This is a genomic window from Rodentibacter haemolyticus (assembly GCF_015356115.1).
Classification (GTDB): Bacteria; Pseudomonadota; Gammaproteobacteria; order Enterobacterales; family Pasteurellaceae; genus Rodentibacter; species Rodentibacter haemolyticus.
This window is the reverse complement of the sequence record NZ_CP063056.1, coordinates 1,398,076-1,424,779: the sequence shown is the minus strand read 5'-3', so window position 1 is coordinate 1,424,779 and position 26,704 is coordinate 1,398,076. Positions and strand designations below refer to the sequence as shown.

Sequence of the window (26,704 nt, the reverse complement as noted above, 5' to 3'; positions counted from 1 at the left end):
CAGAATTCTTGTGTACATATCTTAGAGAATTATTGAGGCATAGAGTTACTTAAGATAGAATAGGAGCTCACGTATTTATGTTGGCTTTTTTGTGTTTAGATGGATAAAGAAATGAAAAAATTGAGGTTATCAACGTTATCTGTAATGTTATTTAGTGCAGGTGTTTTAAATACTCCTGAGGTTTATGCTACAAAATGTGAATTTCCACTTGAATTAGAAGGAAAAAACACGTTAGAACAGTGTAAAAAAGTTCTAATTAAAGAGCCTCAAATGGGTTATTTTTTACCAATAGACCTAAAAAATGGAGATTTATTATTAAAAGAGTCTGAGATTACAATTAATTCATCTAATGGTAATATAGATAATATATTTTCACCTGCAGATGGAATTGGACGTTTCCTGAAAGCTAATGATTCTAGCCTATCTATTGAAAACTCAATATTAACGCAGGCACACACAACAAATAATACAGATTTTGGCATATTGACGTTAGGAAATTCTGTAGCAACCATAAAAAATTCAACGCTATTGTCTAATGTTAGATCTGATAATGGAGCAATTATAACATTAGAACCTAATAGTACGCTTAATTTAGATAATGTAATTATCAAAGGGGAAAAGGGTACAGCAGTAATTTCTTACAATGGAAAGAACACAGTAAATATTGATAACTCTAGAATCATTTCGAGAGTATTTTTAGATCATGACGAATGGGCTAGTGCTCCTTCTGATCATATTGATATAAAAATAAATAATTCTAATATTATTTCCGATAGACTAATTTACATTTATATTGATCCAGATGTTAGAGATAAGGATAGAATAGTTAATGTATCAGTGGAAAATTCAACATTATCTGGTTCTCATTATTACCCTAAAGTAGATTTTAATTTGATTTTAAATAACAACTCTACTTGGGAACTAAATGGCGTTGATAAAAGATACATCACAAATCTCACATTGCAAAATAGTACAGTTGATTTATATCATTACCTAGCTAGTAATACTCTTATAATTAAAGAGAATTTATTAGGAAGTGGAACATTTATTCTAAGTACTAATTTAGCGGATGAAGAATCCGACAAAATTATTGTTCAAGGCAAAGACAGCGGTCAATTTTGGCTAGATATTCATAATAGTGGTGATGAACCCAACGCCCCAAACGGTAAAGTGACCTTAGTCGAAACGCAAACAGGCGAAGCACAATTTAGCTTGCTGAATCGTGAATATGTCGATGCAGGGGCGTATCGTTATCGCTTGAATAAAGAGGGAACAAACTGGGTGCTTTCTAACCGTGCAGGTGAAAAGACTATAACAACGTCGGAAGTTCCTAGCGAACCGGCTACACTACCAAAAGATAATAACACGCCGGTTCAACCAACAACCCCAAGCGAAAACTCAACATCGCAACCGCCGATTATTCCGTCTGTAATTGTGCCGCCAGCAATGAACGAACCTGCCAATCCACAACGTGCTTTAAGCGAAAAATCTAACGCGCTGGTTTCACTCCGTCAAGCTCAATTACACCTTGTTGAGCAAGGTTTAACGGATTTACACCACCGCTTAGGCGAACTCAAACGAGGTGAACAAGGCAATGTATGGGTGAAAAATGTAAATTCTCGTTCAAAACTGACCGCACTTTCGGCATCCTCAAATAGTCAAACCTCGGGGTTTGAGCAAGATATTCACAGCCTACAACTTGGAGCGGATGTTGTGCTGAGTAACAATTTCCGTTTGGGGGGATTTATCGGCAATGCCCGTTCCGATGTGGATTTTAATAACGATTATGGTTCAGGCAAAGTTAAAGGACAATCATTCGGACTCTACGGAACCTATCTCGCCGATAACGGTTTCTATTGGGATAACATCGCCAAATATGATCGTTTGAAAGCAGAAAACCGTGAAACAGGTAAACGCAAATATCACGGCTACACCCTTTCTACCGAAGTAGGGCGGATTCATACACTTGGCGCAGGTTGGACAATCACACCACAACTTCAATTTGCCTGGACAACCCTTTCAGGACAAAGTGATGAAGATCGCCTGAATGCCTACACAGGACGAGCAGGTGTACGTGTTGCCAAAACGATTGGGTTCAACGGCTGGAATATGCAACCTTATGCCGAAATTAATGGCGTGAAAACGAAAACCCGCCACAATCAAGTACGTGTCAATCAATACGCATTTGATGTCGCTGAAACAGGTAGCCGTTTTGAAAGCACCTTAGGCCTAAATGCCCAGTTCGGACAACACCGATTCGGTCTTGAAGGCGGTTTCACAAGCGGTAAAAAACTCGACCAACCTTACAAAGTACAGTTGACATATCGGTATAGCTGGTAACCCACAAATATCCGAAAATCCTTTGTTACAAAAATCCCCCTGAAATTATGCAGGGGGGATTTTTTTGTAGAAAGTTTATAGCTTCGCATTGGTAAATGCCGCCTTGCGCATAAACGTAAACGCCCGTTTGAGCACCTATAGCAACACCGGCTCCCACTTCTACACCACTGCTTTGTTGTCTCTTTTTTATTCAAAACTAAGTTTAAATCATAAAGAAATTCTTGTTTTTCTTCTTCTAAGCAGGCAATTAGCTCATTTAAACTATGTTCTGATAATATTTTATCAATATCATTTAACGCTATTTTATGTCCATAAGGATTTCTTCCGGCTCTTAAGATTATATATATCATTAAGTTTTCTATTGTTTTTTCAAATGTTCCCTCATAAGTATCTAAAGCCCCCCCATTCACTTTCATTATATTCCCATTTTCTTATGCTTCCGTTGCGAAACTTACGTTGACACCATAAATAAGCATCCTCAAAAAACCATTGTTTTAATTCTCCATATTTAACTCTTTCAGTCATTATCTTTCTCCTGATGGTTTAATTTGTTTTCCATTATTATCAAATATATTTACTTTTATATTTGGATAACGTTTATTAAATTGTTCTGCAACACCTAAACAGCTTGGACAAGCAGGACGTTCCGTAAATATTGTAACCTGCCCTCTAGCTTGAGTATTGGAACCCAACTGATCAGCTAAGTTAGAAAAAATCTTATATTCGGAATCCGTCTTTCTGTCCACCGGCTCCCCTTTTCTGTTTGGCAGAATTAAAGAATTAAACTCCGTTTTACCTTCCCCAACAAATTTACCTATTGGGATATCAACTTGGTTATGCCCAGCCAAAGTTTTTGTATTCAATCCTTCAATATTAATATGAGCAATGGCTGAATTACCCTGTCCTTTTAGTTTTTTAGGAAGCGTTGCTCGAGCCTCTGCTAACTGCTTGCGGTAATCAGGTAACATTAATACACTACCTTTTGGCTTAACACTTAAGTCTTTGATTACTTTATAGCCATAAGTAGCATCAACTGAACCTCCCTGCACTCTAAAATTCCTGTTTTAGAAATTCGAAGTAAATTAATTATTATCTTGCCCTTATCCATTCAACTTATATTAATGCATATCATTTCATATAATTAATACTAACTTAGTGTTAGCTTTATCTTTTCTCCATCTTCAGATTCTTTTGTTTTATTGTAAATATACTGTTTTAACTGAATTGACTCATATATATTACTCATGTATAAATTATTAATACTATACTCCCCCCCTAGTATGAAGGGTATTTTTGGCATTAAAACATCATTAAAAGAAACTACTGATTGAGTTTCCATCCACTGTTTTGCAATAGAATAACCCGTATAATAATTGTAATTTATTATAAGTTCTTTAGAGAAATCCTCTAGTGTATTTCCCATGAACTCTAAATCACCAGATTCAAAATCATACTTATAAAATAAATTTTTGTATGTACAAAAACCATCTCCTAGAACATTATCACCAAAAAAAATATACTCTTTAGTTTCAAAATTTAGAAACTTATTCCAAGAATAAATAGTTCTTTCATTTTCTATATCTACTAGCGGTAGAATTCGCAAACATCCTTCAAAAGCAACAAAGCCATTTTTATAACTAAACAAATCTTTTAGCTTTATATATTGCTCATTGATACTATACATAGGATAAAGACTTTTACTTGATATTTTAATTAATTTATTTAAATAGCTCATATTTAATCCTCAACAATAATCTTAACCTTATCTCCATCATTTAAATCTTTACATTGATTACCAATACATTTACCTGAACCTCTATTATCACTTGGGTTAATATGTTTAAAGATGCTCCTTCACCACCTTCTTTAAATAAGGCAGGTGGATATTCATCTCTATCTAATCCAGATTTAATTGGGATATCTTTTAATGCTTCTTTTCTTCTTGCCTTTGCTCCTTTACGATCAATTGTAAGAATATCTGGCTTACCATTTTTCAAAGCTTCTTCTATATGTAAGGCTGATTCCGGATATTTTGATTTAGATACAACTATCTGAGGATAATCCACATCCCCCACGTTTTGTCGTTGGTGGTTATCCATCCCAGAGCTTGGATACGATTTCGTTTTCCCCGATAAGGAAATCTTTGGCAATTTATCTTTTAAAGCAAGCCCGCCTAGTCCGATCGCTTCTGCAGCTACCAATGCTAATGACGCATAATGCAAACTCTGTGGTAACTGACTTCGGGTTTTCGCATTCTCTTGTTCGACAAAATCCGATAGTTTAACCTGCATCTCCGAACTCAACCCATTGACATAAGAAGTTAATCTTAGCTTACTGGAATGTTCATATGCCGCTTCATTGCCACTATTCATCATTTGAATATGCGGCAGATAGCACACTGGGTTATCTCCACACTCCGATAAAATCGCCTGCCGATTTTTCTCACTGAGTTTGGCGTACTTCTCAAAAATCGACTTGGTATCTTTCCCCTCTCTTTCAGCTTGTGCCAATTCTCTCGCTAAATTATCGACCTCGCCGTTATAGAGATAGTTATTCTCCACCGCATTCTTCGCTATCGTTGAACCCGTGCTGACTGCACTCAAGGTTTCCGCTGTGTTGCCTTTCGTGGTTGCCCCTGCCACAACACCAGATAATGCCTTGGTGATTTCCAATAGCTGTTCTTTTTCCTCAAGGCTAAGTTCGCTCGGCTCTTTTTGGTAAATGCCTTGCGTTAAGGCTCTTGCACCCAGCTCTGCGACACCGGCTGCGACTGCTCCTGTGCTCACTTTGCCGCCTGAAAGCTCTGCTTCTATCGCACCCCATAATACATGCGCTGCAATATTCGCTACTTCGTTTTGTTCCGTAAGCGTTTTTATCGCTTGGTTTACATACGGTGATGCCGCTCCCACAGCGATGGCTTCACTTGGTTTACCCGCCAAGGCGAGACTAAGTGCGGTCGTTACCACCTCCACTTTGCGTTTATGTTCGCCCGAAGTCTGCCATTTCTCCGCTTCTTGTTGTTTCTGTTTTGTTGGCAATCAACTCCTGTTGAGTAACCAAAGCTAACACAAAAACAAGCGGTCTAATTTCACTAAAAATCTGCAAATTGCAAAAGATTTTAGAAATTTGACCGCTTGGAAATGAAGTTAAAAAATAAGCATATCCATTCTTTATGGATATTTAGACACTCAACCAGAGTCGAACTCTATCAAGGACTATATCAGATATTCATGTTCCGACAGTAGATTTTTTTGAAATACTTCCTTCATATCTAAAGTTCTTTAAATTGATCCATACAAGATTGAACATCATAAATAAATTTTGTTTTTACCTTTCCATTTTCTATAGTAAAAATTAATTTTCTCCAATCTCCTCCAGTATGTATTTGCATCAGCATATGTAGTTCATTACATAGTCCTTGAATTTTTTCCTCTAACTCCTCATCCAAGGTAATCATTTTTGGCACACCATTTTCAGAAGTAAATAATTCTGTCCCCACCCAATTCTCATCAGGATTAAATTTATAAGTATACTCCAAATAATCAAATCTCTCTCGTGATGAATGAAATTCATCATATATTTTCTGCAATAAATCTAATTGTTCATTCATTTTTTCACTCCTGCTTCATTTTTAAATTCATTAGTAAACTTTCTCCCATCTATTTCAAATGATACCTTCAATTTATCTGGTCTACTTGAACTAGGATCATTACGAGTAAATTTTGTATTCACATGTACAATTTTTCCTTCTTTTAATGCTCTACCTACCACATTCTCAAAATATACTTTATATGCTGAGTTATTAAAATTAGCATCTTGAGGAAATAGATTATATCTATCACAAGTACCACCTTGACTACAAGCTTGTATGTGACCTCCAACATCTGTTGGTAATCCCTCTTTGCCAACTTGGGTTTGTCGCTTATCTCTTGGCATTTTTACATCTATTGGAGAATATGATATTTCTTCAACATAGCCATAATTATTAGTCTTAAATGCTGTTCCATTACTTAACTTATAATTAGTATTAGCCTCTAAATTATTAACAATGTAGCTTTCATCACTCCCCTTTATTATGGATTTATTAAAGTCCACTTTAACTGTTTTATAGCCTGTCGCCTTACCAACAATTGGCAATTTCTCATTTGAATTTACTCCTTTAGGGAGAGGTTGGTAGGCTTTATCTGCCTGTGTCCCTGAAAGTTTTACACCCGCAACACTGGCAACGACATTATTCGCAACGTCAGCTCTGCCAAACCAATTCGGATCAATACCTGTGTAGCGATAAAAATCAGTATCGGCTTTTGCTTTCGCATTTTTCAGTACGTCATATCTCTCTGAAAAATTTGCTACCTTGTCATAATCTTGTGAATAAATATCCGTGTATTTGGTATAGCTCGGGTAACCATAGACTGGGGTATATTCCGCTCCAGAATAGCTGAATTTATCTCTCTCCAATTTTTTACGTTCAATGTTACATTCGCTAGAGAGTGGTGAACCTTCACAAGCTAAAATTAATGCCTTATCGCTTTCAACATCTTTACGATGGATTGCTGATAGTTCTTCTTGTTCAGATTGGCTTATCGTACCATTTCTAGCTTTAAGCTCTAAATCACGTTTTCGTGCTGCTTCTTGAGCAGAAAGATAGTTATTTTCCACCGCACTTTTCGCCGTAGCCATACCTTGTAGCGTGGAAGCGGTGTTACTGCCTATGGTATTGCCGGCTAAGGCTCCCGAAAGTTGCCCTGCCAACGAGAGAAGATTTCGCTCTTCTTCCGTGAGTTGGCTTGCGGTTTTGTTAAATACTGCTTCAGCAAGCAACATCGCACTGGCTTCACCTGCCACACCGGATGCCGCACCTGCCAGTGCATTACCGCCACTCGCTTTGGCTTCAAGAGCGGAAAGGGTGGCATGTGCCAGTAAGTTCACCATTTTGCTGTCTTGGGTGTATTCGTGAATCTTGGCGTTCAATTCAGGGGAAAGAGCCGAAATGGTAGCTTCACCTGCACTGCCTCCCGATAATATCGTCCCCAAGGTCATTACCGCTGCGTCAAGTTTGCGTTTTGATGAACCGCCCGTCTGCCAACTTTCGGCTTCGGCTTTTGCCTGGTTGTACTCGTGTGTTAAGTTTGATAACTCCTCTTTTGACACTTTTTCGGTTTTTGCTTTAGTCAATGCCTTTTCTGCCTTTTTGACTTCCTCTTGAGCTTCTTTTTGTTTCTGCTCCGAATAGGTCGTAACCGCTTCCGACATATTACCTACCGCACCTGCAATCACTTGCTGTTCTTTGAGTTTCTGTTTGATGTCAAAGGTTGTTTTTGTCTGTGCATTAGCTTGGCTAAGTTCCGTGTTTATCCCCAATGCCTTCGCGGTGGTTTCGGTCGGTTGGCTGTCTTTATTTAAGATAATCTTGCCTTCCGTTAAGGTCGCTTTGGTCACACTGCTGTCGCTTTCGCTTGCATATAAGGGGATAGTCGGGTTAATGCCGTTGCTCTGTGGCGTACCGGTCAGTTTAGCGATTTTTGCCTGTTGTTTGGCTTCCTCATCGGTTTTGGCTTCCACGCCACCTAATTTATTGAGGTTGGCTGAAGCACTGATGCTGCCGCTTACCGCTCGGCTTTGGCTTTCGTTTTTGATATCACTAAACGTCAGGCTGTTGGTTCTCAGTTCACTATTGTTCGGATTAGTACTTGCAATCGCACCACCCTTAAGCGCTACGTGGTTCGCATTAATATGATAACCGCCCTCCTCTGCAAATAAGCCCGATTGCTCGACCACCTGTTTGCTGCTCGAGTTTCCGCTTGAGGCATTGCCGTAACCGCTACCGCCCCAAGCCGTTCCCAGTGCCACCTGTATCCGTCCGCCTGCGCCTGCACTGCTGCTTTTCGAGTGATGTTCATCTTGGCGGCTTTCTATCTTCAAGGTGCCGCCCACCTCGGTGTGAATCGCTTTCCCTTTGGCAACCGCTCCCGATAAAGTGGTGTTGCCACCGCTTTTGAGGCGGATACTTTCACTGTCTAAATGGCTGTTGTTTTGAATAAGATGTCGTTCATCTTGCTTCGCATTGGTAAAGCCGCCTTGCACATAAACGTAAACACCCGTTTGAGCACCTATCGCAGCACCGGCGCCCACTTCTACACCACTGCTTTGTTGTCTGCCTTTTTGTGTTGCCGTGCTTTGACCGGATTCAAGCACGAGGTTTTTCGCTGCGTTTAGGTGTATGCTGCTGTCCGCTAACCGCTTGCCTTCCGCATCTCGGCTGGTGAAGTCCGTTTGCTTCGCTTGAATATCGCCACGGCGGGATTGAATGTGGATATGTTGTGCATTAAGCTGATTGCCTTGTGCTTCTGCCTGTTTCGATTCAACTCTCTCTCGGCTATGGCTGTAGCCCGTGCCCGCTTCAACCCGCAATAACGCACCACCATTTGCTGCATTGGCGTAAGTCGAGTAGGCTTTGGCGGCAACGCCTAAGGCTTGTGCCGCTTTCACCCTCTCATTCGCTTCTTTATTACTGAAAGCATTTTTTATTATATTATGTGCCACTTCAAAGCCTATTTTAATACCCATTATTTTTTCTTTTTCTTCATCACCCTCTCTGCATATTTATTTACTTTTTTCTCTCCTCCATATTTATAGATGCAAAATTGTAGTAAACATATTGGAATACAAAAAATTAAAGTAGCTTTAAAAGCATTTTTAAATTCAAAATCAATATATATATGATTATATTTTATATATATATATATAGTTATTAATAAATCTCTTAACAAAAGAGTGATAAATACACCAATAAAAAAAACTACGCACCATAGAAAAAATTTATTTATCTTTAATGAAGTCATATTTCACCTCATTAAATTTATTAATTTTTCCTTTTAAATTCTCTTTATCTCCAAAATATTCATTAGAATAACCAGAAAGTAAAGGGCTAATAATAATATTGTATTTACCAAGATTCATTTTGGACAAAGCTTTTGACATTATGGCTGATGCTGATGTCCCAGATACAGCTCCTGCCACATTCCAGCCATAGTCATTAGGATCTGTTGTTCCTAATGTGCTTATACCCGTATTAATACTCACTTGTTGGGCTAATGGTCTGCCCCTCGTAAGTACTGTAGAAAGCTCAGCTTGTAGCAGGTTGTAAGGATCATACTTGTCATTTTTAGAAAGTTGATAACCCGTATTAGCAACTGCGGTGACTGCAATATCGGAAGTAAGGGGATATTTCTCCGCTGCATTCGCTAAGGTTTTACCGATGATTGGGGCTTTACTTAATACTGAGGCACTTGCGACACCAACGCCTCCTGCTAATGTTAAGCCATCCATTACAGATTGACTTAGCTTTCCGTGGAATGAGTTATTATGCACATCTACGACATTGAGATCTTTACTCACCGAGTAATAGAGATCTTCTAATCTCGATTTATTTTCATTACGCCAACCTAAAACATTCCTATACTCAGCAGACAAATTAGAGACATATTGCTCTTTCATCAAATTCGTCCCCGCATAAGGATAAGAATAATCTTTTTGATAATTACCTTTCAGATAATGCTTCTCAAATTGTTCTGTGGCGTTATCTTTAGTCATTGTTCGAGCGAGTTTTACCCCCCTTGCGGTATTACCTGTCATCGTTTCTGTCACATAACGATTGATATAATTTTTTAATGCTTGCCGGTCAAATTCAGATAATTTCCCTCCTTTTTTAACCACATCCAATAACCCATCACTCATTTGATCAGATTGGGTGAGATGAATGAACTCACGCTTTTCTTTTTCTGAAAGACTATCAATGCCTTGTGTTAAGGCTTTATCCCTTAATTGATCAAGACGTTTTCTCGAAGCATCGCTAAGGAAGTTATTCTCCACCGCATTCTTCGCTATCGTTGAACCTATGCTGACTGCATTTAAGGTTTCCGCTGTGTTACCTTTTGTGGTTGCCGCTGCTGCAACACCCGCTAACGCTTTGCTGAGTTCAAGCACCTGCTCTTTTTCCTCAAGGTTGAGTTCGCTCGGCTCTTTTTGGTAAATGCCTTGGGTTAATATTCTCGCGCCAAGTTCAGCAACTCCTGCCGAGATAGCGCCTGTGCTCGCTTTGCCGCCCGAAAGCTCTGCTTCTATCGCTCCCCATAATACATGCGCCGCAATATTCGCTGTTTCGCTTTGTTCCGTAAGTGTTTTTATCGCTTGGTTTACATAAGGAGATGCCGCACCTACCGCAATGGCTTCGGTCGGTTTCCCTGCCAGTGCAAGACTAAGTGCGGTCGTTACCGCCTCCACTTTGCGTTTATGTTCCCCCGAAGTCTGCCATTTCTCCGCTTCTTGTTTTTTCTGTGTTGCCTCTGCGAGTTTTCCTGCTTTCGTAAGTTCCTCAGCTTCTTCGTTCAGTGCCTTCGCTTTATTTTCCGTATAAGCTTGAGCCGCTGCGCCGATTTCCCCTATCGTATTGCCAATCACCTGTTGCTCTTTGAGCTTCTGTTTGACGTCAAAGGTGTTTTTGGTCTGTTCGTTGGCTTGACTGAGCTCGGTGTTTATCCCCAATGCCTTCGCGGTGGTTTCGGTCGGTTGGCTGTCTTTATTTAAGATAATCTTGCCTTCCGTTAAGGTCGCTTTGGTCACACTGCTGTCGCTTTCGCTTGCATATAAGGGGATAGTCGGGTTAATGCCGTTGCTCTGTGGCGTACCGGTCAGTTTAGCGATTTTTGCCTGTTGTTTGGCTTCCTCATCGGTTTTGGCTTCCACGCCACCTAATTTATTGAGGTTGGCTGAAGCACTGATGCTGCCGCTTACCGCTCGGCTTTGGCTTTCGTTTTTGATATCACTAAACGTCAGGCTGTTGGTTCTCAGTTCACTATTGTTCGGATTAGTACTTGCAATCGCACCACCCTTAAGCGCTACGTGGTTCGCATTAATATGATAACCGCCCTCCTCTGCAAATAAGCCCGATTGCTCGACCACCTGTTTGCTGCTCGAGTTTCCGCTTGAGGCATTGCCGTAACCGCTACCGCCCCAAGCCGTTCCCAGTGCCACCTGTATCCGTCCGCCTGCGCCTGCACTGCTGCTTTTCGAGTGATGTTCATCTTGGCGGCTTTCTATCTTCAAGGTGCCGCCCACCTCGGTGTGAATCGCTTTCCCTTTGGCAACCGCTCCCGATAAAGTGGTGTTGCCACCGCTTTTGAGGCGGATACTTTCACTGTCTAAATGGCTGTTGTTTTGAATAAGATGTCGTTCATCTTGCTTCGCATTGGTAAAGCCGCCTTGCACATAAACGTAAACACCCGTTTGAGCACCTATCGCAGCACCGGCGCCCACTTCTACACCACTGCTTTGTTGTCTGCCTTTTTGTGTTGCCGTGCTTTGACCGGATTCAAGCACGAGGTTTTTCGCTGCGTTTAGGTGTATGCTGCTGTCCGCTAACCGCTTGCCTTCCGCATCTCGGCTGGTGAAGTCCGTTTGCTTCGCTTGAATATCGCCACGGCGGGATTGAATGTGGATATGTTGTGCATTAAGCTGATTGCCTTGTGCTTCTGCCTGTTTCGATTCAACTCTCTCTCGGCTATGGCTGTAGCCCGTGCCCGCTTCAACCCGTAATAACGCACCGCCTGCGGCTGCATTGGCGTAAGTCGAGTACGCTTTTGCCGCCACGCCTAAGGCTTGCGCCGCTTTCACTCGGTCGTTCGCTTCTTTATTCCCGACAGCGCTTTCCACTGCTTGAATTAAGTCGATAATAGGCGAAGCCACTCGGGCAAAAGTACCCATTTTTAAGTCACTCTGATGGCTGGCACTTTCGCCCGTGTTGTGGGCCACGTCAAAGGTGACGTTTTCCGCTTCAATGTCGATGCGTTTTTTCGCTAAAATTTGACCGCTCTTTTGGTTAAAATCCTTGCCGGCATTTATCTCAACGTTCCCTTTCAAACTCGCCACCATTGCGCCGCTGTGGCTCACGCTCTCTGCATTCTCGCTACCTAGCTGGCGATGGTAACCCGAGAAACGTTCCGTTTCCGACACCACCGCTTCTCCGATACGGTGTTTTTCACTAGAAGTAGAATGCCCCGTCCGTTTTTCTGCCGTGCTTAATAACACGTTGCCGCCTGCGGAAATACGGTTGTCGCCCTCGCTCACCAATTGCGTGCCTTTCAAACGCACATCACCTTGTTGTACAGTAAGTTTGCTATTGCCACCAAAGGATAAAACACTCGCCTGTTCCGTAACCGTATCACCCGCACCAAGCTCTTTTTCACTGAATACGCCTGCCGCTGAAGTCGCCCCTTTAGAACTGTCGAATGATACGCCTTTACGGCTTGAACGGTTATTTTGTGTGGTGGTCGAACGAGCAACATCCAACACAATGTCTTTCTTCGCCCATAAGCTGCCGTCACCTTTTGCCGAAAGCTGAGTGCCTTGCGTGCGAATTGAACCTTCTCTTGCTTCAATGGTTAAATTACCGCCGGCATTGACTTGTCCGACAACCGCCGTGTGCGCTTCACTGTTTTTATTCAGTGTGCTTTTCTGGGCTTTCAGGTAAGGGCTACCCGGGCTTGCCATTTGGTTGGTGGTTTTGCCCATCGCTTCCGCAGCCGTTAAAATCTTGCCGATAATCCCGACCGCAGAGCCTTGATTTGCCTGTTCGCCAAAATTATCTTTTGCCACTTGGAGCGGGTTATAAACCGCACTTACCCCAAATCCGGCAGATTTTACCTGATGACTGAATTGGTTATTCTGATGCTCTGTCATGGCATTAAACTGAACGTTATTGCCATCAACAATGATATCTTTTCCGGCATTGAGTCGGGCTGCCTGACTAATGACATCACCATTACCGGCAGAGACGATAAGATTACCGGATGCGGCATTTAAAGCGGTTGTCGCAACACTCGTTGCCGCATTTTTGTCTCTCATATCCGATTTATTTTTGGCATAACCGACAGACGCAATCCCCCGACTTGCCGAAGCGGACAATCCGCTCTTCTTACGAATTTCTTGTGAACTGTTGGTCTCGGTATTCACCGCCGCATCTAAAAGGATATCTTTCGCCGCAAATGCACTAATATCGTTTAACGCAACCACTTCTGCCGCCGTTAAATGAATATTGCCTTTGCGTGAGGCTAAATAAACATCGTTCCCTGCAAGCACGCTACCTTTGTGAGTTGCTGTTTCCTGAGTTTGCATTTGCTCTAAACTTGAGGAGCCTAAAATATTGCGTTTTTTATATTTATGATATTCCTCAAACTCTCGAGAACGTAATGCCGTACCTAAAACCAAATCATTTTCAGCCAGCGCAGTTAAACGGGTTTTTGACCCTAACTCAGCGCCTTCACTAAAAATCGTATTCGCCTGTAATGTCACATCCCCCTTACCCGACACGCGGCTTACCACCACATCATCCACCTTTTCATTACGGTAATGATTACCGCCGCCCATCTTTTCATCAAATCCCACGGAAAGTGCGGTCAGATTCAGCTGATTTTTTGCAGATAAATAGGTCTGTCCTTTGCCGTCATTCATCACATCGGCGCCGCTAATATCAATGTTATTCGCCCCGATTTGTAATACGCCGTTTTCACCTTTGACGTGTAACAAACCTTTCCGCCCGATTCTTGTATCCCTGCGTCGGTAGCCTTTTTCATTCACATTCGTGGTATGTAAAGTGCTTCGGTGGGTGAAATTACCGGCAACGTCAAGCAATATCGCTCGGTCGGCTTCAATCGTGCCGCCGATATTTTCCACATCACCCGAAACATTCCCCACAATCGCCCCACCGCTTAACGTACCTGTGTTGCGAATCGCTTCACTGTCAAATTTTACCAACTCGCGTCCTGACACCGTTCCGCTATTGATAAATTCACCACCGGTGTGAGTAATTTTATTGGCGGAAAGGAGCGTACCGTTGCCTGTGATATCGCCTTTTTTCGCTAACGCATAAATTTTAGGCGCAAGTACTTGAGCAACCGTGCCATTAGGCAAACGTACCGATTGCGGTTCAAACCACACAATATCCGTGGTAAGCTGTGCCACCTGGCTTGGCGATAACGCAATGCCCGGGCGTAAATTAAATTTTTGCGCAAACGTCACCCCCGCATCCATTAAACCTCGGTACTGGCTGTCAAAATCCCGATAATTCCCGACAAAGTTTCTACCGGTTAAACGGTTGATTTGCTCTCGCACCAATCGCTGTTCATAAAACCCATCACCCAAACGTTTTTGCATTTGATTCGGCTCATAACGTAAGGCATTGAACATATAATCACTGCTTAACCAACGTTTTCGGTTGGTGAAATCCGGATCGGTTTCGATTAATACTTTGCTGCTCGGATCAGGGTTTACTCGATAAAGTACATTTTGCGGCACGGCTAGGTTCGGCTGAATACTTCGTACTTCTATATTATTCGCTAAGCTAATGCGTTCTAACTTACGGGTTGAAGCTTCATGGGGATTAACCTGTCTGTTATCACCGTTTAATGCTGTAAATAAAGCATTATCTTTCTTTTCCAACTGCCCCAATGGTTGTGCATTGATTCCGAATAAGGTGTTGCTATGATGTTGCTCCACACCGGTTAAGCTCAGTTGATGTGCGGTACGAGCTTTAATGTTATCATCAGTACGTTTGTTGTCTTGGTAGCTGACGTTTTCTTCAAGGCGTACAACATCCATATCAAATGGGGTTTCGATGATGCGGGTATAGTCATTTACTCCATCCCATTTACGTTGATGATAACGTTTGAAGCCGCCACGCCAACGGCTATAGGTATATTGACTTGTACCGGTATCCGTAACCCGATGCAAACCCTCTTCGCTTTTATTACTCACGTTACTCGCTAAACGCATTTCTTGCCCGGAAATGACCGTACTGCGTTCATTCTTAAAGTCATGGCTGTTCGAATATAACGTGCCACCGGCTAAAATTTGTCCAGGTACGGTTTTCAGCACTTTACTTTCATCTTCACGATGATGAGTAAATTTAATATCCCAAAAGTTACGATAATACGGGAGACCTAATTTATTCATCCGTGCTTGGTTATGCTCTAAAATACCTTTATCAACTTTTTCAATATCTTTCTTGTATTTTTCTTCCCAAAGAGTATAAGGTGCAATATTTTGTTGATAAAACTCCCATTTTTCTTTTGCTAATGGATAAGCGGCAAGTTGGGCTTCATATTCAGCCAATCTTTTTTGATATTTAGCTTCACTTTCAAAAAACCTTTTCACCGGTTTGACCGGAGGACCGCCCGGATCTTTAGGAGGGATAAAGGTATCATTTTCTTCCGTGGAGCTATCAAATGAAAACCAGTCCTCCTCCCGATACCAAGGTTGAGCTTCTAATTTATCAAACGGGAATGCAGGTGCTGCTTCTGCCGGTGCGGTAGCATTGAAATGCGCCCAAATAGGGCTATCAGGTCCATATTGACCGGCAGGCGCATAACTACAGCTTGTTTTACCCTCTGTATATTCTCTACAGTCCATTTGATTACGGGTAGCCAATACCATATCCGGTGTGATTTTATCGCCTGCTTTCAATTCGGTTGGTTTGGTACCATCACTTTCATAGACGAGTTGCCCAGCACGGCTAAATCCCGCCCAGCGAAGAAATTTCATTGGAATATACGGACTATTTGAAAGTTCTCCTTTCTCTTTATCGGATGTATTAATGAATTTACTAGGCAACTTTCCATCCCCTTTAGGGATAATATAGTGTGCATTTATTGATTTGGTTTTATCTTTTATTAAGGTGATATCGTTGTTCGGATTACCGGTTTTCACATGCTCCACCACAAAGTGCGTATTATTGTTATGGATTCGGTTGATGTTGAGGTGAATATGTCCTTCGGATTCCAATACACTGCTGTTATTGCGTAATACCTCGGCATTGCCCTCGGCACGATTTTCTGCATTTAAGATACGCCCAAAGGTCATCTCACCTATACTAAATAGCGTTGCACCGACTTGATGGTCGGATAAATAATGTGCCGTATTGTTATCAATCTCACGGGCGGCAATATCCAAACGACCACGGGAAGCAACAACGGCAGATTTTATTTCGCCATTGCCGTAATCTTTGTCCCTGTTTTCAATCCTATCCGCCTGTAAGGCAATGTTATCACCATAAATACGCCCCTTACCCGTGTTGAGTAGAAGTCCGCCCGCTTTCACCACGGTTTGGGCATTGTCTGTCGGACTCACACTATTAATCAGCCCCTCATTGATGAGATTGCCTTGAGCGGTAATTTGAGTGTTTGCACTGCTTATTCTGCTATCAACATTGTTAGTAATATGATTCGCTTTCAAGACAACACTTTCATCGGCATACAAATGATGTTGATTAATAAGATTGCCTTTCGTTGTAATCGCAAGATGACTGTTCGCATTAATGGCGTTGCCGGTAATAAAATCTTGTTGTTGCTGAATGCGGACGGTGTTCGCCTCAATATGTCCATTGGTCGTCACTTCATCGGCAACAATTGACAGGCTGTCTTTGGCTTGTAAACGTCCCTTTTGGTTATCAATCTGTAGTTTTTCACCTTCAATTGAAACCGCTCCGCTTCCCGTCACTTTACCTTGGCGATTATCTAAGTTTTTCTGTACGGCGAAGTGGCTCTGCTCGTGGCTATGAAGTTGTCCTTGTCGATTATCAATAGATTGAGCGGAAATGTTCAATTTTGCCGCTAAAATACCTTGGCTCATTTTTTCCGATGTTGCTTTGGTATTACTATTATCAAGCGTATTGGTATTTATGTTTAAAACATTGCCACTTTCAATAAATGAACCCGTTGTACCCACTTTTTGATTGTTGATACCGGTTGTGACATTTAACGTCAGCTGATCTGTTGTGCGAACCTCTCCACCACGGTTATCTACATGATTCGCCTGAATAGATATTTCACCTAAACCATGAATTTTGCCGTTTTGTTGATTATCTATCGCACCGATAACTTGAAGGCTTCCCTGTTTCTCTGCATAAATCGCCCCGTTGTGATTCGTGATTACTCCACTTTCAATAAGTAGATTTTCTTTGCCAATCACCTTACCTTGTTGGTTTTCCAGTGCTTGGTGTTTTAAGTTGAGGTGAAGTAAACTTTGTTCGTTATATACAGTACCCTGATAATTATTTATTCCATTTGCAAGAATATTTATGCTTTGTTTAGCAGTGAGATAACCAAAGGTGTTATTGAGTTTTTCCACCGTTGAAAGCAATAAATGACCTGTAATGGCGTTCACATTTCCTTTTTGGTTGTTTAAGCGGTTTGCTTGAATTTCAACCTTATCATTTGCCTTAATCCGCCCTTCTTGGTTATTTAAATCACCTAAAAGTTGGATATTAAGGGACGAATTGCCTTGTAATAAGCCTGATGTGCTATCAATAGATTGTGCTGTAATGGTTGCAGATTCGGCACTTATTCTGCCTTGTTTATTGCTGATGTCTTGAGCGACTGCCACTTTTTGAGAACTAAGCGAAGACAGCACGGCCGAATCATTTTGTATAGCTTGTGCCAAAATGGTTTGATGATCTTGGCTTAACACATAGCCTTGTTGATTCAACAATTGTTGTGTGTTTACAACCAATTTACCTAATGAAATGAGGCCTTTATTTTGTGCCTGATCCGTAAATTGTGATTGACCCTTCGTTTCTTGGTTATTTAAGTTGCCCTGATGGGTGTTAATCAGCATATCCTGACGGCTTTGGATCAAGCCGGCTTGGTTGTCTAATTGACCGCTTTGAAGAGTCAGATTCGCCCCGGCACTGACCTTACCTTGTCGGTTGGCAAATGTCTGTTTATGCGTATCAATATCAAGATTACCTTGCTCTGCAATAATCGCCGCATGGGTATTATCTAACTGTTTACTACGAATGACGGCATTATTTCCGGCAATAATTTCAGCTTGTTGATTATCTAATTGCCCGGCTGTCATAATGTTAATGTTCTGTCCGGCCAATTGACTGTGTTGAGTGGAAACAATCTCACTACTTGCTGAAACATTTAATGACTGCTCCGCTTTAACCGTGCCTTTTTGTTGGTAAAGATGGCTAATCGTGGCATTCAAGTTATTTTTTGCAACAATCGAACCATTATTGTTATTGAGAATACCTGAATTTAAATTGAGATCCGTGCCGGCATAAATTACCCCATCCTGATTAGCGAGGTTTTGCTGACGGGTATCAATCGCCACCTTATTTTGTAAACTACCGATTTCACCTTTTGTATTATCCACTGCCTGACTTGAAATCTTTAAAGAATCCGTATCCGCTTGAATAAGGCTGTTCAAGTTTTCTAATTGATGAGCAACCGTTAATGTTATGCTATTTGCAACAATTTGGCTTTTGTTCGTACTCTTAATATTTTGGGCTGAGAGCGTAACTTTATCCGCATTAATGACCGCACTTTGCTGATTTAAATTGCCGGATAATGTCAATTTCGCCTGTTTAATGGCATATATTTGACCTTGATTATTCGTCAGGTTAGTCGTTTTTAAATCGAGATCTTCTTGCGTATAAATTAAACCTTGTTGGTTGTTAATCTCTGCGGTGGTATTTAAATGCTGTTTGCCGGCACTAACGATACGGCCTTGTTGATTGGATAAATCAGCCGACTGAATATTAATTTCGCCCAGAGCCACAATCCCTTTATCTTGTTCTTTCGTTAAAGTGTGTTGATTCGAGAGAGCTTGCCCCTGAGTATTAATCGTTATATTTTGATTTGATTGAATCAGACCTTCATCGTTGAGTAATTCCCCTGCGGCAATCTGAATCCCTTGATTGGCAAACATCACCCCTGAGGTGGAATCCACTTTCTCTTTTGCGGTATCAATATGGAGTTTACCCTTGGCAATGAAACGCCCTTGTCGGCTATCCATCCCTTTCGCTTTAACCGTGATATCCCCTTGGTTTTTAAAGGTACCGCCTTGATTTTGGAGTTTATCCCTGACTTCAAGCTTCAACTCACTTGAGCCGGTTTGTTCCCAAGTAGCTTTTCTTGTATTAAGGGAAGGTTGAGTGGTCGTAATACGTTCTGCTTTTAGATAACTTTCCTGTGTTTCAAGCAATGTCGGCGTATTTAATTTTAAATCTTTTTCTGCGATAAGTTCGGCTTGATTGGCTTGGATTTTACCTTGAGAAGCATCAACAGAGATTGAGCGGGCTAAGGTGCGACTATGATCTAAATCGGCTTCTGAAGCAGCTACATCGATTTTACCTGATGCGATATTTTTACCTTGTAAAGTCGCTTTCTGTGAGGCTTTAATCCTGATATTTTTACCCTGAGCGGACATTTTTGCGAGTGTTCGTGCTTCGCCCTTTGCCGTGTCTTGAACATCAACATCCGCCGCAATTAATGAGCCGGTTGAAGCATTCACATTTTTCGCTTGGTAGATAACTTCGCCACGTGCAAGGGTTTCACCCTGCTGCGTAATATCTTGTGCCGCATTTTTCAGAATATTACCGCCACGAGCGACAATAGTACCGTCATTTTGAATATTGGCCGGGGTCGTCAGTTGAATATCGCCTTGTTTATTCTCTATTTTCCCTTTGTTCTCAATATCTTGGCTTGCCGTAAGGGTAACGGATTTATTCGCATTAAGCGTACCGGTGTTTACAATACGTCCCTGACTATCAATTTTTAAGGTTTCAGCGCTCGCACCGATATGCCCTGCATTACGCACTCCAACACCCTTTTCCGTACCGATAAGATGGATTTTTCCCGAGTACATTCCACCTAATTCACCGACATCCACGGCAAATTTAGGTTGATTTTCCTCAGCAAGCGTTTGGGAAGTATGAATAATTTGTAAATCTTCAGTGCTGCTTGAGCGCTTAATCGTATTCTTACCTGTGATAACTTTTGTTTCTTTCTTCGACCAGATTCCAGCATTGGCTTCCGTCTCTCTTGCCAGAATTTCCGTATAATCTACACGACTGTTATCCAATCCTTTACCTGAAACTTTAACTTTGCCTTTTTCCACCACAAAACTTTCAAGGTTACCATTTTGAATTTGTGGTTTCCCCGTAGTAAAGGTAGTGCGGTCAGAATTAATTACGCCGCAACCTTCACAATAAATACCGTTAGGATTGGCGATAATCACATCCGCTTTTTTACCCGCTACTTCCAGATAGCCTTTCAACTGACTCGGATTATTGGAAGTGACTTCATTTAAGATCACCTTGGCTTCACCACGAGCAAGATAAGGGTTGCCTTGTATCCAGCCACCTTGTTGTGTTTGGGTATTGGTGCGGCTATTGTTTAGAATTGCGCCTTTGGTATCCACATTAAAATGGTTGTATTTATTATGAGACAGCCCTTTATCATTCGGGGTTTGAATATTAACTTGCGGTAAACCGTTGGCAGTTTGCAACACAATGGGTTGTTGGTTTTTCGGTGCGCTTTTATCCGCTTGAATAATCAAGGTTTCCGCAAGCACATTCTCAGAAAATGCCACAAAGCCTAAGGCACAAAACAGGCTAAAAGTAAGAGGTCGAATTTTGGCAAAGATTTGCGGAAAACCAAGTGAGGTTTGTTCGGTAGATTTACCTTCCGATTTAGCAAGTTCTGATACCACTACTAAACGTTGTAAAGTTTTACTGAAAATGACACGGAAGCATTGTTTATTCATATTTAATCCTATTTTATTTATTACTATTGTTAACAAGTAAGGACGTTTGTCCGATACTAAAAAGCGTAATTTAAACTAAAGCCGGCAACGGTATGGGATGTTTTAAATCCATTCGGTTTACTGATAGGTGTGCCGATAAAAACATCATAAGATAAGTTGTGAATATTACCACGCAAACCTAACGCCGCTCCCATTAAATGATGTCCTAACCGTTCTTGAGCAGATCGCCCCATCACTCGACCACCATCTAAGGCGGTATAGAGTTGATGACTAAGCGAATTCACATTCCAAGCCAATTCATTTCGCCATAGCCAACCACGTTCGCCCGAAAGAGTTAATTCTCCATCAAATCCACGTACGGTATAACGCCCACCGATACTAAATCTATCTTGTGGAATAAGCGGCGTTTTATTCCATTGAGCGTTCCAGCTTGTATTAAATTGCCACGGCTGTTTCCCCAGCATAAAAGGCCGGGTGAAATTAATTGATGCAGTGATAATACGTGGGCGTGATGTTCCTTCGTTCCAAAGTTCTTCCGGTGCGGATAATGCCCTCCTTGCACCTGTTCCTCGCTTATAGTTTGCGGATAATTCAAGGGTTGCCTCCCCTATATATTCTTTATGAGAGAAGCCGGCTTCCCAACCGGCCATACGGCGTTTTTGTACATCAACTTCGCCACCATCGACATAGTTTCTTGATTGGCGGGACCAAAAACCCCCTGATACTGACGTTTTACGTTTACTATCCCGATAAAGTAAATAGGAAAGCGTTGCTTTAGTCGTATTGCTTTTACCTGAATACATATAAATATTATCAAAGGCACCAAAAACAGCTTGATGATAGCGGTTATATATTTGTGAAGCGGATAACGTCCAATAACCGAACGGAACGGAATAATAGAAAGTGAGATTTTTACTGGCTCGACTGCCTTTATCATCATTATTTGTTTTTAAACTATGAGTGAAAGAAGTATAGAAAAGATCATTCGCTGAAAAAATATTATCAATGGATAACGTACCGCCGGCTTGAAACTTTCCTGTTGAGGTAGAGCCCGCATCATCCAGCCCTAAATTCAATCGAAAAGGAAATTGTTGTGTATAACTGATTTTTAGATCACTTTCACCGACTGAAGCAAAATCATCTTCACTTGGTAAAATTTCAATATTAGCATCTACCGTAGGCACACGTTTTAGATTTTCAAGAGTCTGTTCAATATCACGCACATTTAAAAGATCACCTTTTCCAAAGGTAAAACCTGTCAAAGCACGAAGTTTGGTAAATGGTGAGATAACAATGCTACTATCAGCAACAATCGTATTACGCACTTTACCTAAAATTACGGTTAAATTTAGCTTACCGTCACGCAAATCCTGTTCCTCTGTAACGACTCGCGTTGTCACATAACCTTTCTCAATAATATTGTTTTGAACTTGCTTCATTAAAATACCTAATCCCTCACCACCAAAACAGTGAGGTAAGGTCAATTTTAAGTCATTCGAAGCTTTATCTAATGCCCATTGAAATCGGCTTGTTGATGATGTTGAGCCGTAATCGCTCAAAGAGATTTGGGAAATAGGGTAACAAGGTGATTCTTGTTTTAAAAATGAGAAGGGTTCTTTAACATCATTATCTAATCGAATATCGGTCTGCCGCTGTAATTGTTGATCTTTCGATTGTTGATACTGCTGTTGCCTCTGTTGCTGGCTCGCATCAAGTCGGTTTAATTCTGATAAACTCGGAGGCTGATTCGCCCAAACGGTAATTGAGACAACGGAAAACAGTATGCTAAGGAATTTTTGTTGAAAGCCCATAATTTTATATTCGGTTCACTTAATCAATGAGTTCGGATTCTATATGATTATTTGTGGCATATCAAATGAGAAATAGATAAATAACAGGTTGTTTTTGTTATATTTATACCGCTATCTTTTCAAGATATGTGATGTTCTACCAGCTTCCCATAATGATATCAATTACCGATTTGTAATTTATTTACATCCTTAAATAGTTCAAAGAGAATGATTGATTCATTCTATAAATATGTTTGATTATGATAAAAATAATAGATACAAAAAAACAAGCGTTTCCTATTTAAATTTACTTAGGAAACGCTTGTTTTATATATTAAAACTTAAAATGTTCTGCTTGCTTCAATAAATACCTGAGATTTATCATAGCTATAAAATGGAATATTACTATCGGTTTTCGTGTAATTCCAAGTAACTCTAGGTGTAAAACCCGCATAATGAATTTCTTTATGCCACAAAGAAATGCCGGATGAATATTCTTTATTTTCTTGTTTACCTAGGAAACTCGCTTCTTTATAGTTACGTTTTGCTATACCTAAAGAAATCGAGCTGGATATTCCTAGCGGCCATTCTTGCCCCCAAACCAAACGCGTTCCATAACGGGAATAAGCGTTACTACGATCTTTAGCCTTTTTATGAGAAAGATCTAATGCAAGCATCCAATATTGTTTTGCACTTGGTAAATAAGATAAGGCATTCGTAAGATAATGAGCCGGACCATCATATTGATTAGCATTCACTTCCCTATCATATTTATCATAACCAAAACTATAGCTAAAAGTATATTTTAATTTTTGTGTTAACCAATAATTGGTGGTTAAACTTGCCCCATAATTGGTTGAATAACGCTTAAGTGCATTGCCATAATTATATCCACCTGCATACCATCTTTTATAAATACGCGGCATAAATTCAATATTAAACTTAGCATTTGAATATCCTAAACCTAGACCTATATTGGCATCTAAATCATTATAACGTTTATTATCCCAATAATATTTCCCACTCATTCCCGAGCTAAGCTTTAAATATTTTCCATTAGATAATGCCCATTGTTTATCCGCTCCGAACCAAGCCGAAATACCCTGTCCCTTTTGCTTTGGTGTATTATAGGTAAGCACCGCGCCATTTTGTAAAATCATTTGCGTGCCTTCATCAGCAGCATTGGCAAGATTAGGGTCATTTAAAAAAGTTGTTCCGAATGAAAAATTCCATTGTTCTTTAGAATTAATCACATCAATATAGCGATTGATAACTTCTACATCTTGAGGATTAGAAACTGTTGTTCTAATTTTTTCAAATTGAGCTTTTGAAGCTTCATATTCTTGGTTAAAGAATAAAGTTTCGGCAAGTTGATAACGAATAAAAGAATTATCAGGAAAAGCCGAAATAAGTTTACGGTAAATTTTTATAGATTCGTCAAGATCATTATTAATTGCTAGAATAGCATCTGCCCATTCAATTAATGAATCATCTCGATCACTAACCTGACGATATACTGAAATTAATTCAGGTAATGCTTTCGTATTACGATAAATAAGCGCTTGAACAATCGCTTGTTCTAATTGTTCTGAATTTTTCACTAAATCTGCTTTGGCATTTTCAGATAATTTAAATTCTTGATCGCTACTTAACGTTTCTTGTCGTAGTAGATCTTCTTTAACCGTTTTAGTATTAATTTTATCCGTTTCAATTTTTGTTTTTTCAACATCTCGTATATTAACGGTTTGAGCATAACTAAAATGAGGCAATGTTAATAACATACCAAATACAATGGAGAGGGAATATTTTTTCATAACGACCTTCTTATGTTATAGAAAAAAACAGCCCACCTTAAAGTGGACTGTTTACGAATAAAAACCCCAAATTAGTTAGAAGTTTTATTTTTATCTGTTGATGCAGCAAATGGATTGTCTAATGTAGCAGGACCGCCGGTTTTAACCGCACCGAATACTGCACCCCATTTATTCGCATCTTTCGCATCAGAAACAATAGAACCACCTAACTCTTGAGCTTGCGGACCAAATAAGTTAGCTTGGAAAGAACCTGTTGATTTATCGCCGTATGCTTTAGCAGAAGTACCTGCGATATTACCTTGTGCAGCAACATCACCTTTGAAGGTTGCTAAAGTTTGAACACGGTCAACATTATTTGCTTTTTGATAAACATCATAAACGCTACCGCTTACCGCTTTAGTTGCTAAATCAACTGTTGCTTGTACGTGGTGACCTGATTTTAATGCCCAATTCTCAGGTGCAGGAGTCGTTGTAGTCACAGAAGGTTTTGCTGAGATTGCGTTAGCCGGGTTATCTGCACCATCAGTTGTTGTAGTAACAGGACCGGTTACACCGTCTGTTGCCGGATTATGTAAACCAAATGCAACAGCGTGACCTTGGTAAGTTAAAGTACCGGATAATTTTGCTAACTCTTCTTTAGTTGTTGGTTGTACACCACGATAGAAGTAGTTATTTTCTGTACCTCTATCACCGTATTCACCATAATTTACAACGAAGCTATTTGGTGCAACACCGTCTTTATAAAGTCTTTGATTTTCTAAATAAGCAGAATCATTTAATGAAGAAGTAACACGACCGTATTGAACGCGTTGTAATGTCGCTCCGGTATAGCTATCCGCTGTACCTGTATTTTCGTGTCCTAATGCGTTTCTTACTGTTGTCACACCATCTTTAGTGCTCACTTGATGAGCTTCAAAATAAGTATTACCTAAACGGTCGGTTTTAGCCGTAACTAAAGGTAAGTTGCTTTGATTTGCTTTGTTACCATATTTAGTACCATTTTCGGTATTTGTCGTATAATCTTGAGCGAAAGTACGGTGTCCATAAACTTCGGCTACAGAGTCTTTTAATACAACATCACTGCGTCCACCGGTTGTTCCGTGGTTGGTATAATCTACACGGTCTTGGTTATCATAAACAAACGCTTTACCGGCTTCTGTTCCCGCAGTTGCTGTTTTGGTTTCAGTTTTAGCACGAGCAGTTCCACCGACTGTAGTTTTAGATGCATCGGTCGTATCGTTTTCATTTACAAGATAGATTGTTGATAAAGTGGTTTCACCGTTGTTTGCCGTATTGCCTACAAAATCAAAATCCTCAACATAACCTAATTTTGAAGATTTTTGATTCGGATTAGGTGTACCAACCACAACCGTATCTAAACGGGCTGAAGCAGAAGCACTACCATCACTATAAGTTTCGAATGGAACGGTCATTTCAGCTGTGTTAGACAAACGATCCAAATGTTCACCTTTAGCATCGTTATCTAAAATAAGGTCTGAACCATTTTTATTTACAAATTTACCACCGCGGTTAACAACTGCATTATCTTTTTTTGCTTGAGCTTCTGCAGCAGCTTTTTCTGCCGCAGCTTTTTCCGCTTCTGCTTTTTTTGCAGCTTCCGCTTGCTGTTGTGCAGCTTTCTCTGCTTCTGCATTGCTTGAACCGCCTGATGAACTACAAGCAGCTAAAATACCTGCAGCAACAAGAGTTAAGCTAAATTTAATTAAATTGTTCATATAAGGTACCTATATTAAATCATAGTTAATTAAAAACTGTGCTCACTGTGATGTAAATAATTGAAAGTAAAGCACGTATTCTTATTTTAGAAAAAGAAAAATCCATATTTCTCTTAATCTTTCTTGATATTAAAGATTCGTTAACTCAAACGACGTTAAACCTTATTACTCTAGATCACAGTCACCCCACCCGATCGAAATACGATCAAATAGATCCCGTTACCCAAAGCTAGGAATAGCCATTAACTCATTGAAATTACGAAGTTTTAATACCATTTCCTCACCCTCAGATATTCCTTAAAAAAAGTTTAGCAAAGGGTGTTGTTATCTCTGTAAAGAGATAACAACAAAGAGTATACTCTTTGGGATTTTTTAACTTTTTATATAAAAACCTTATATAAAAGAAAAACTACCTGTTTAA

At 40.4% G+C, this 26,704-nt stretch carries 11 protein-coding genes; 1 reads left to right on the top strand and 10 read right to left on the bottom strand.

Annotated elements, in window-relative coordinates; translation table 11 throughout:
* The first annotated feature begins 99 nt into the window (after positions 1 to 99).
* A complete protein-coding gene (locus IHV77_RS06740; RefSeq protein WP_228549994.1) occupies positions 100 to 2,340 on the top strand; it encodes an autotransporter outer membrane beta-barrel domain-containing protein in 2,241 nt (746 codons plus the stop codon).
* Here IHV77_RS06740 and IHV77_RS06735 read toward each other — a convergent pair.
* The 10 genes from IHV77_RS06735 to IHV77_RS06685 form a co-directional block, all read right to left on the bottom strand.
* Entirely contained in the window at positions 2,304 to 2,756 is a 453-nt protein-coding gene (locus tag IHV77_RS06735; RefSeq protein WP_194811236.1) for a hypothetical protein, read from the bottom strand. The genes IHV77_RS06740 and IHV77_RS06735 overlap by 37 nt on opposite strands.
* A 108-nt stretch (positions 2,757 to 2,864) precedes the next feature.
* Positions 2,865 to 3,389, bottom strand: a complete 525-nt coding sequence (locus tag IHV77_RS06730) for a deaminase domain-containing protein (protein WP_228549993.1) — start codon at positions 3,387 to 3,389, stop codon at positions 2,865 to 2,867.
* Between the two features lie 98 nt (positions 3,390 to 3,487).
* Positions 3,488 to 4,075 (bottom strand): hypothetical protein, encoded by a 588-nt coding sequence (locus IHV77_RS06725; RefSeq protein WP_194811235.1) that lies wholly within the window; start codon positions 4,073 to 4,075, stop codon positions 3,488 to 3,490.
* Positions 4,076 to 4,115: 40 nt separating this feature from the next.
* Positions 4,116 to 5,378 (bottom strand): VENN motif pre-toxin domain-containing protein, encoded by a 1,263-nt coding sequence (locus tag IHV77_RS11870; RefSeq protein WP_228549992.1) that lies wholly within the window; start codon positions 5,376 to 5,378, stop codon positions 4,116 to 4,118.
* Between the two features lie 233 nt (positions 5,379 to 5,611).
* Complete coding sequence (locus IHV77_RS06710) at positions 5,612 to 5,950, bottom strand: hypothetical protein (RefSeq protein WP_194811234.1); 339 nt, start codon at positions 5,948 to 5,950, stop codon at positions 5,612 to 5,614.
* Positions 5,947 to 8,907, bottom strand: a complete 2,961-nt coding sequence (locus IHV77_RS06705) for a hemagglutinin repeat-containing protein (RefSeq protein WP_194811233.1) — start codon at positions 8,905 to 8,907, stop codon at positions 5,947 to 5,949. The genes IHV77_RS06710 and IHV77_RS06705 overlap by 4 nt, the downstream gene beginning before the upstream one ends.
* A 252-nt stretch (positions 8,908 to 9,159) precedes the next feature.
* A complete protein-coding gene (locus tag IHV77_RS06700) occupies positions 9,160 to 20,943 on the bottom strand; it encodes a two-partner secretion domain-containing protein (protein WP_194811232.1) in 11,784 nt (3,927 codons plus the stop codon).
* Between the two features lie 56 nt (positions 20,944 to 20,999).
* Positions 21,000 to 22,754: a ShlB/FhaC/HecB family hemolysin secretion/activation protein gene (locus IHV77_RS06695; protein ID WP_194811231.1), complete on the bottom strand. Its 1,755-nt coding sequence runs from the start codon at positions 22,752 to 22,754 to the stop codon at positions 21,000 to 21,002.
* A gap of 320 nt (positions 22,755 to 23,074) precedes the next feature.
* Positions 23,075 to 24,547 carry a porin family protein gene (locus IHV77_RS06690; protein ID WP_194811230.1) on the bottom strand — a complete coding sequence of 491 codons (1,473 nt, stop codon included), beginning with the start codon at positions 24,545 to 24,547 and terminating at the stop codon, positions 23,075 to 23,077.
* A gap of 71 nt (positions 24,548 to 24,618) precedes the next feature.
* Positions 24,619 to 26,283 carry a transferrin-binding protein-like solute binding protein gene (locus IHV77_RS06685; protein ID WP_194811229.1) on the bottom strand — a complete coding sequence of 555 codons (1,665 nt, stop codon included), beginning with the start codon at positions 26,281 to 26,283 and terminating at the stop codon, positions 24,619 to 24,621.
* Positions 26,284 to 26,704 lie beyond the last annotated feature (421 nt).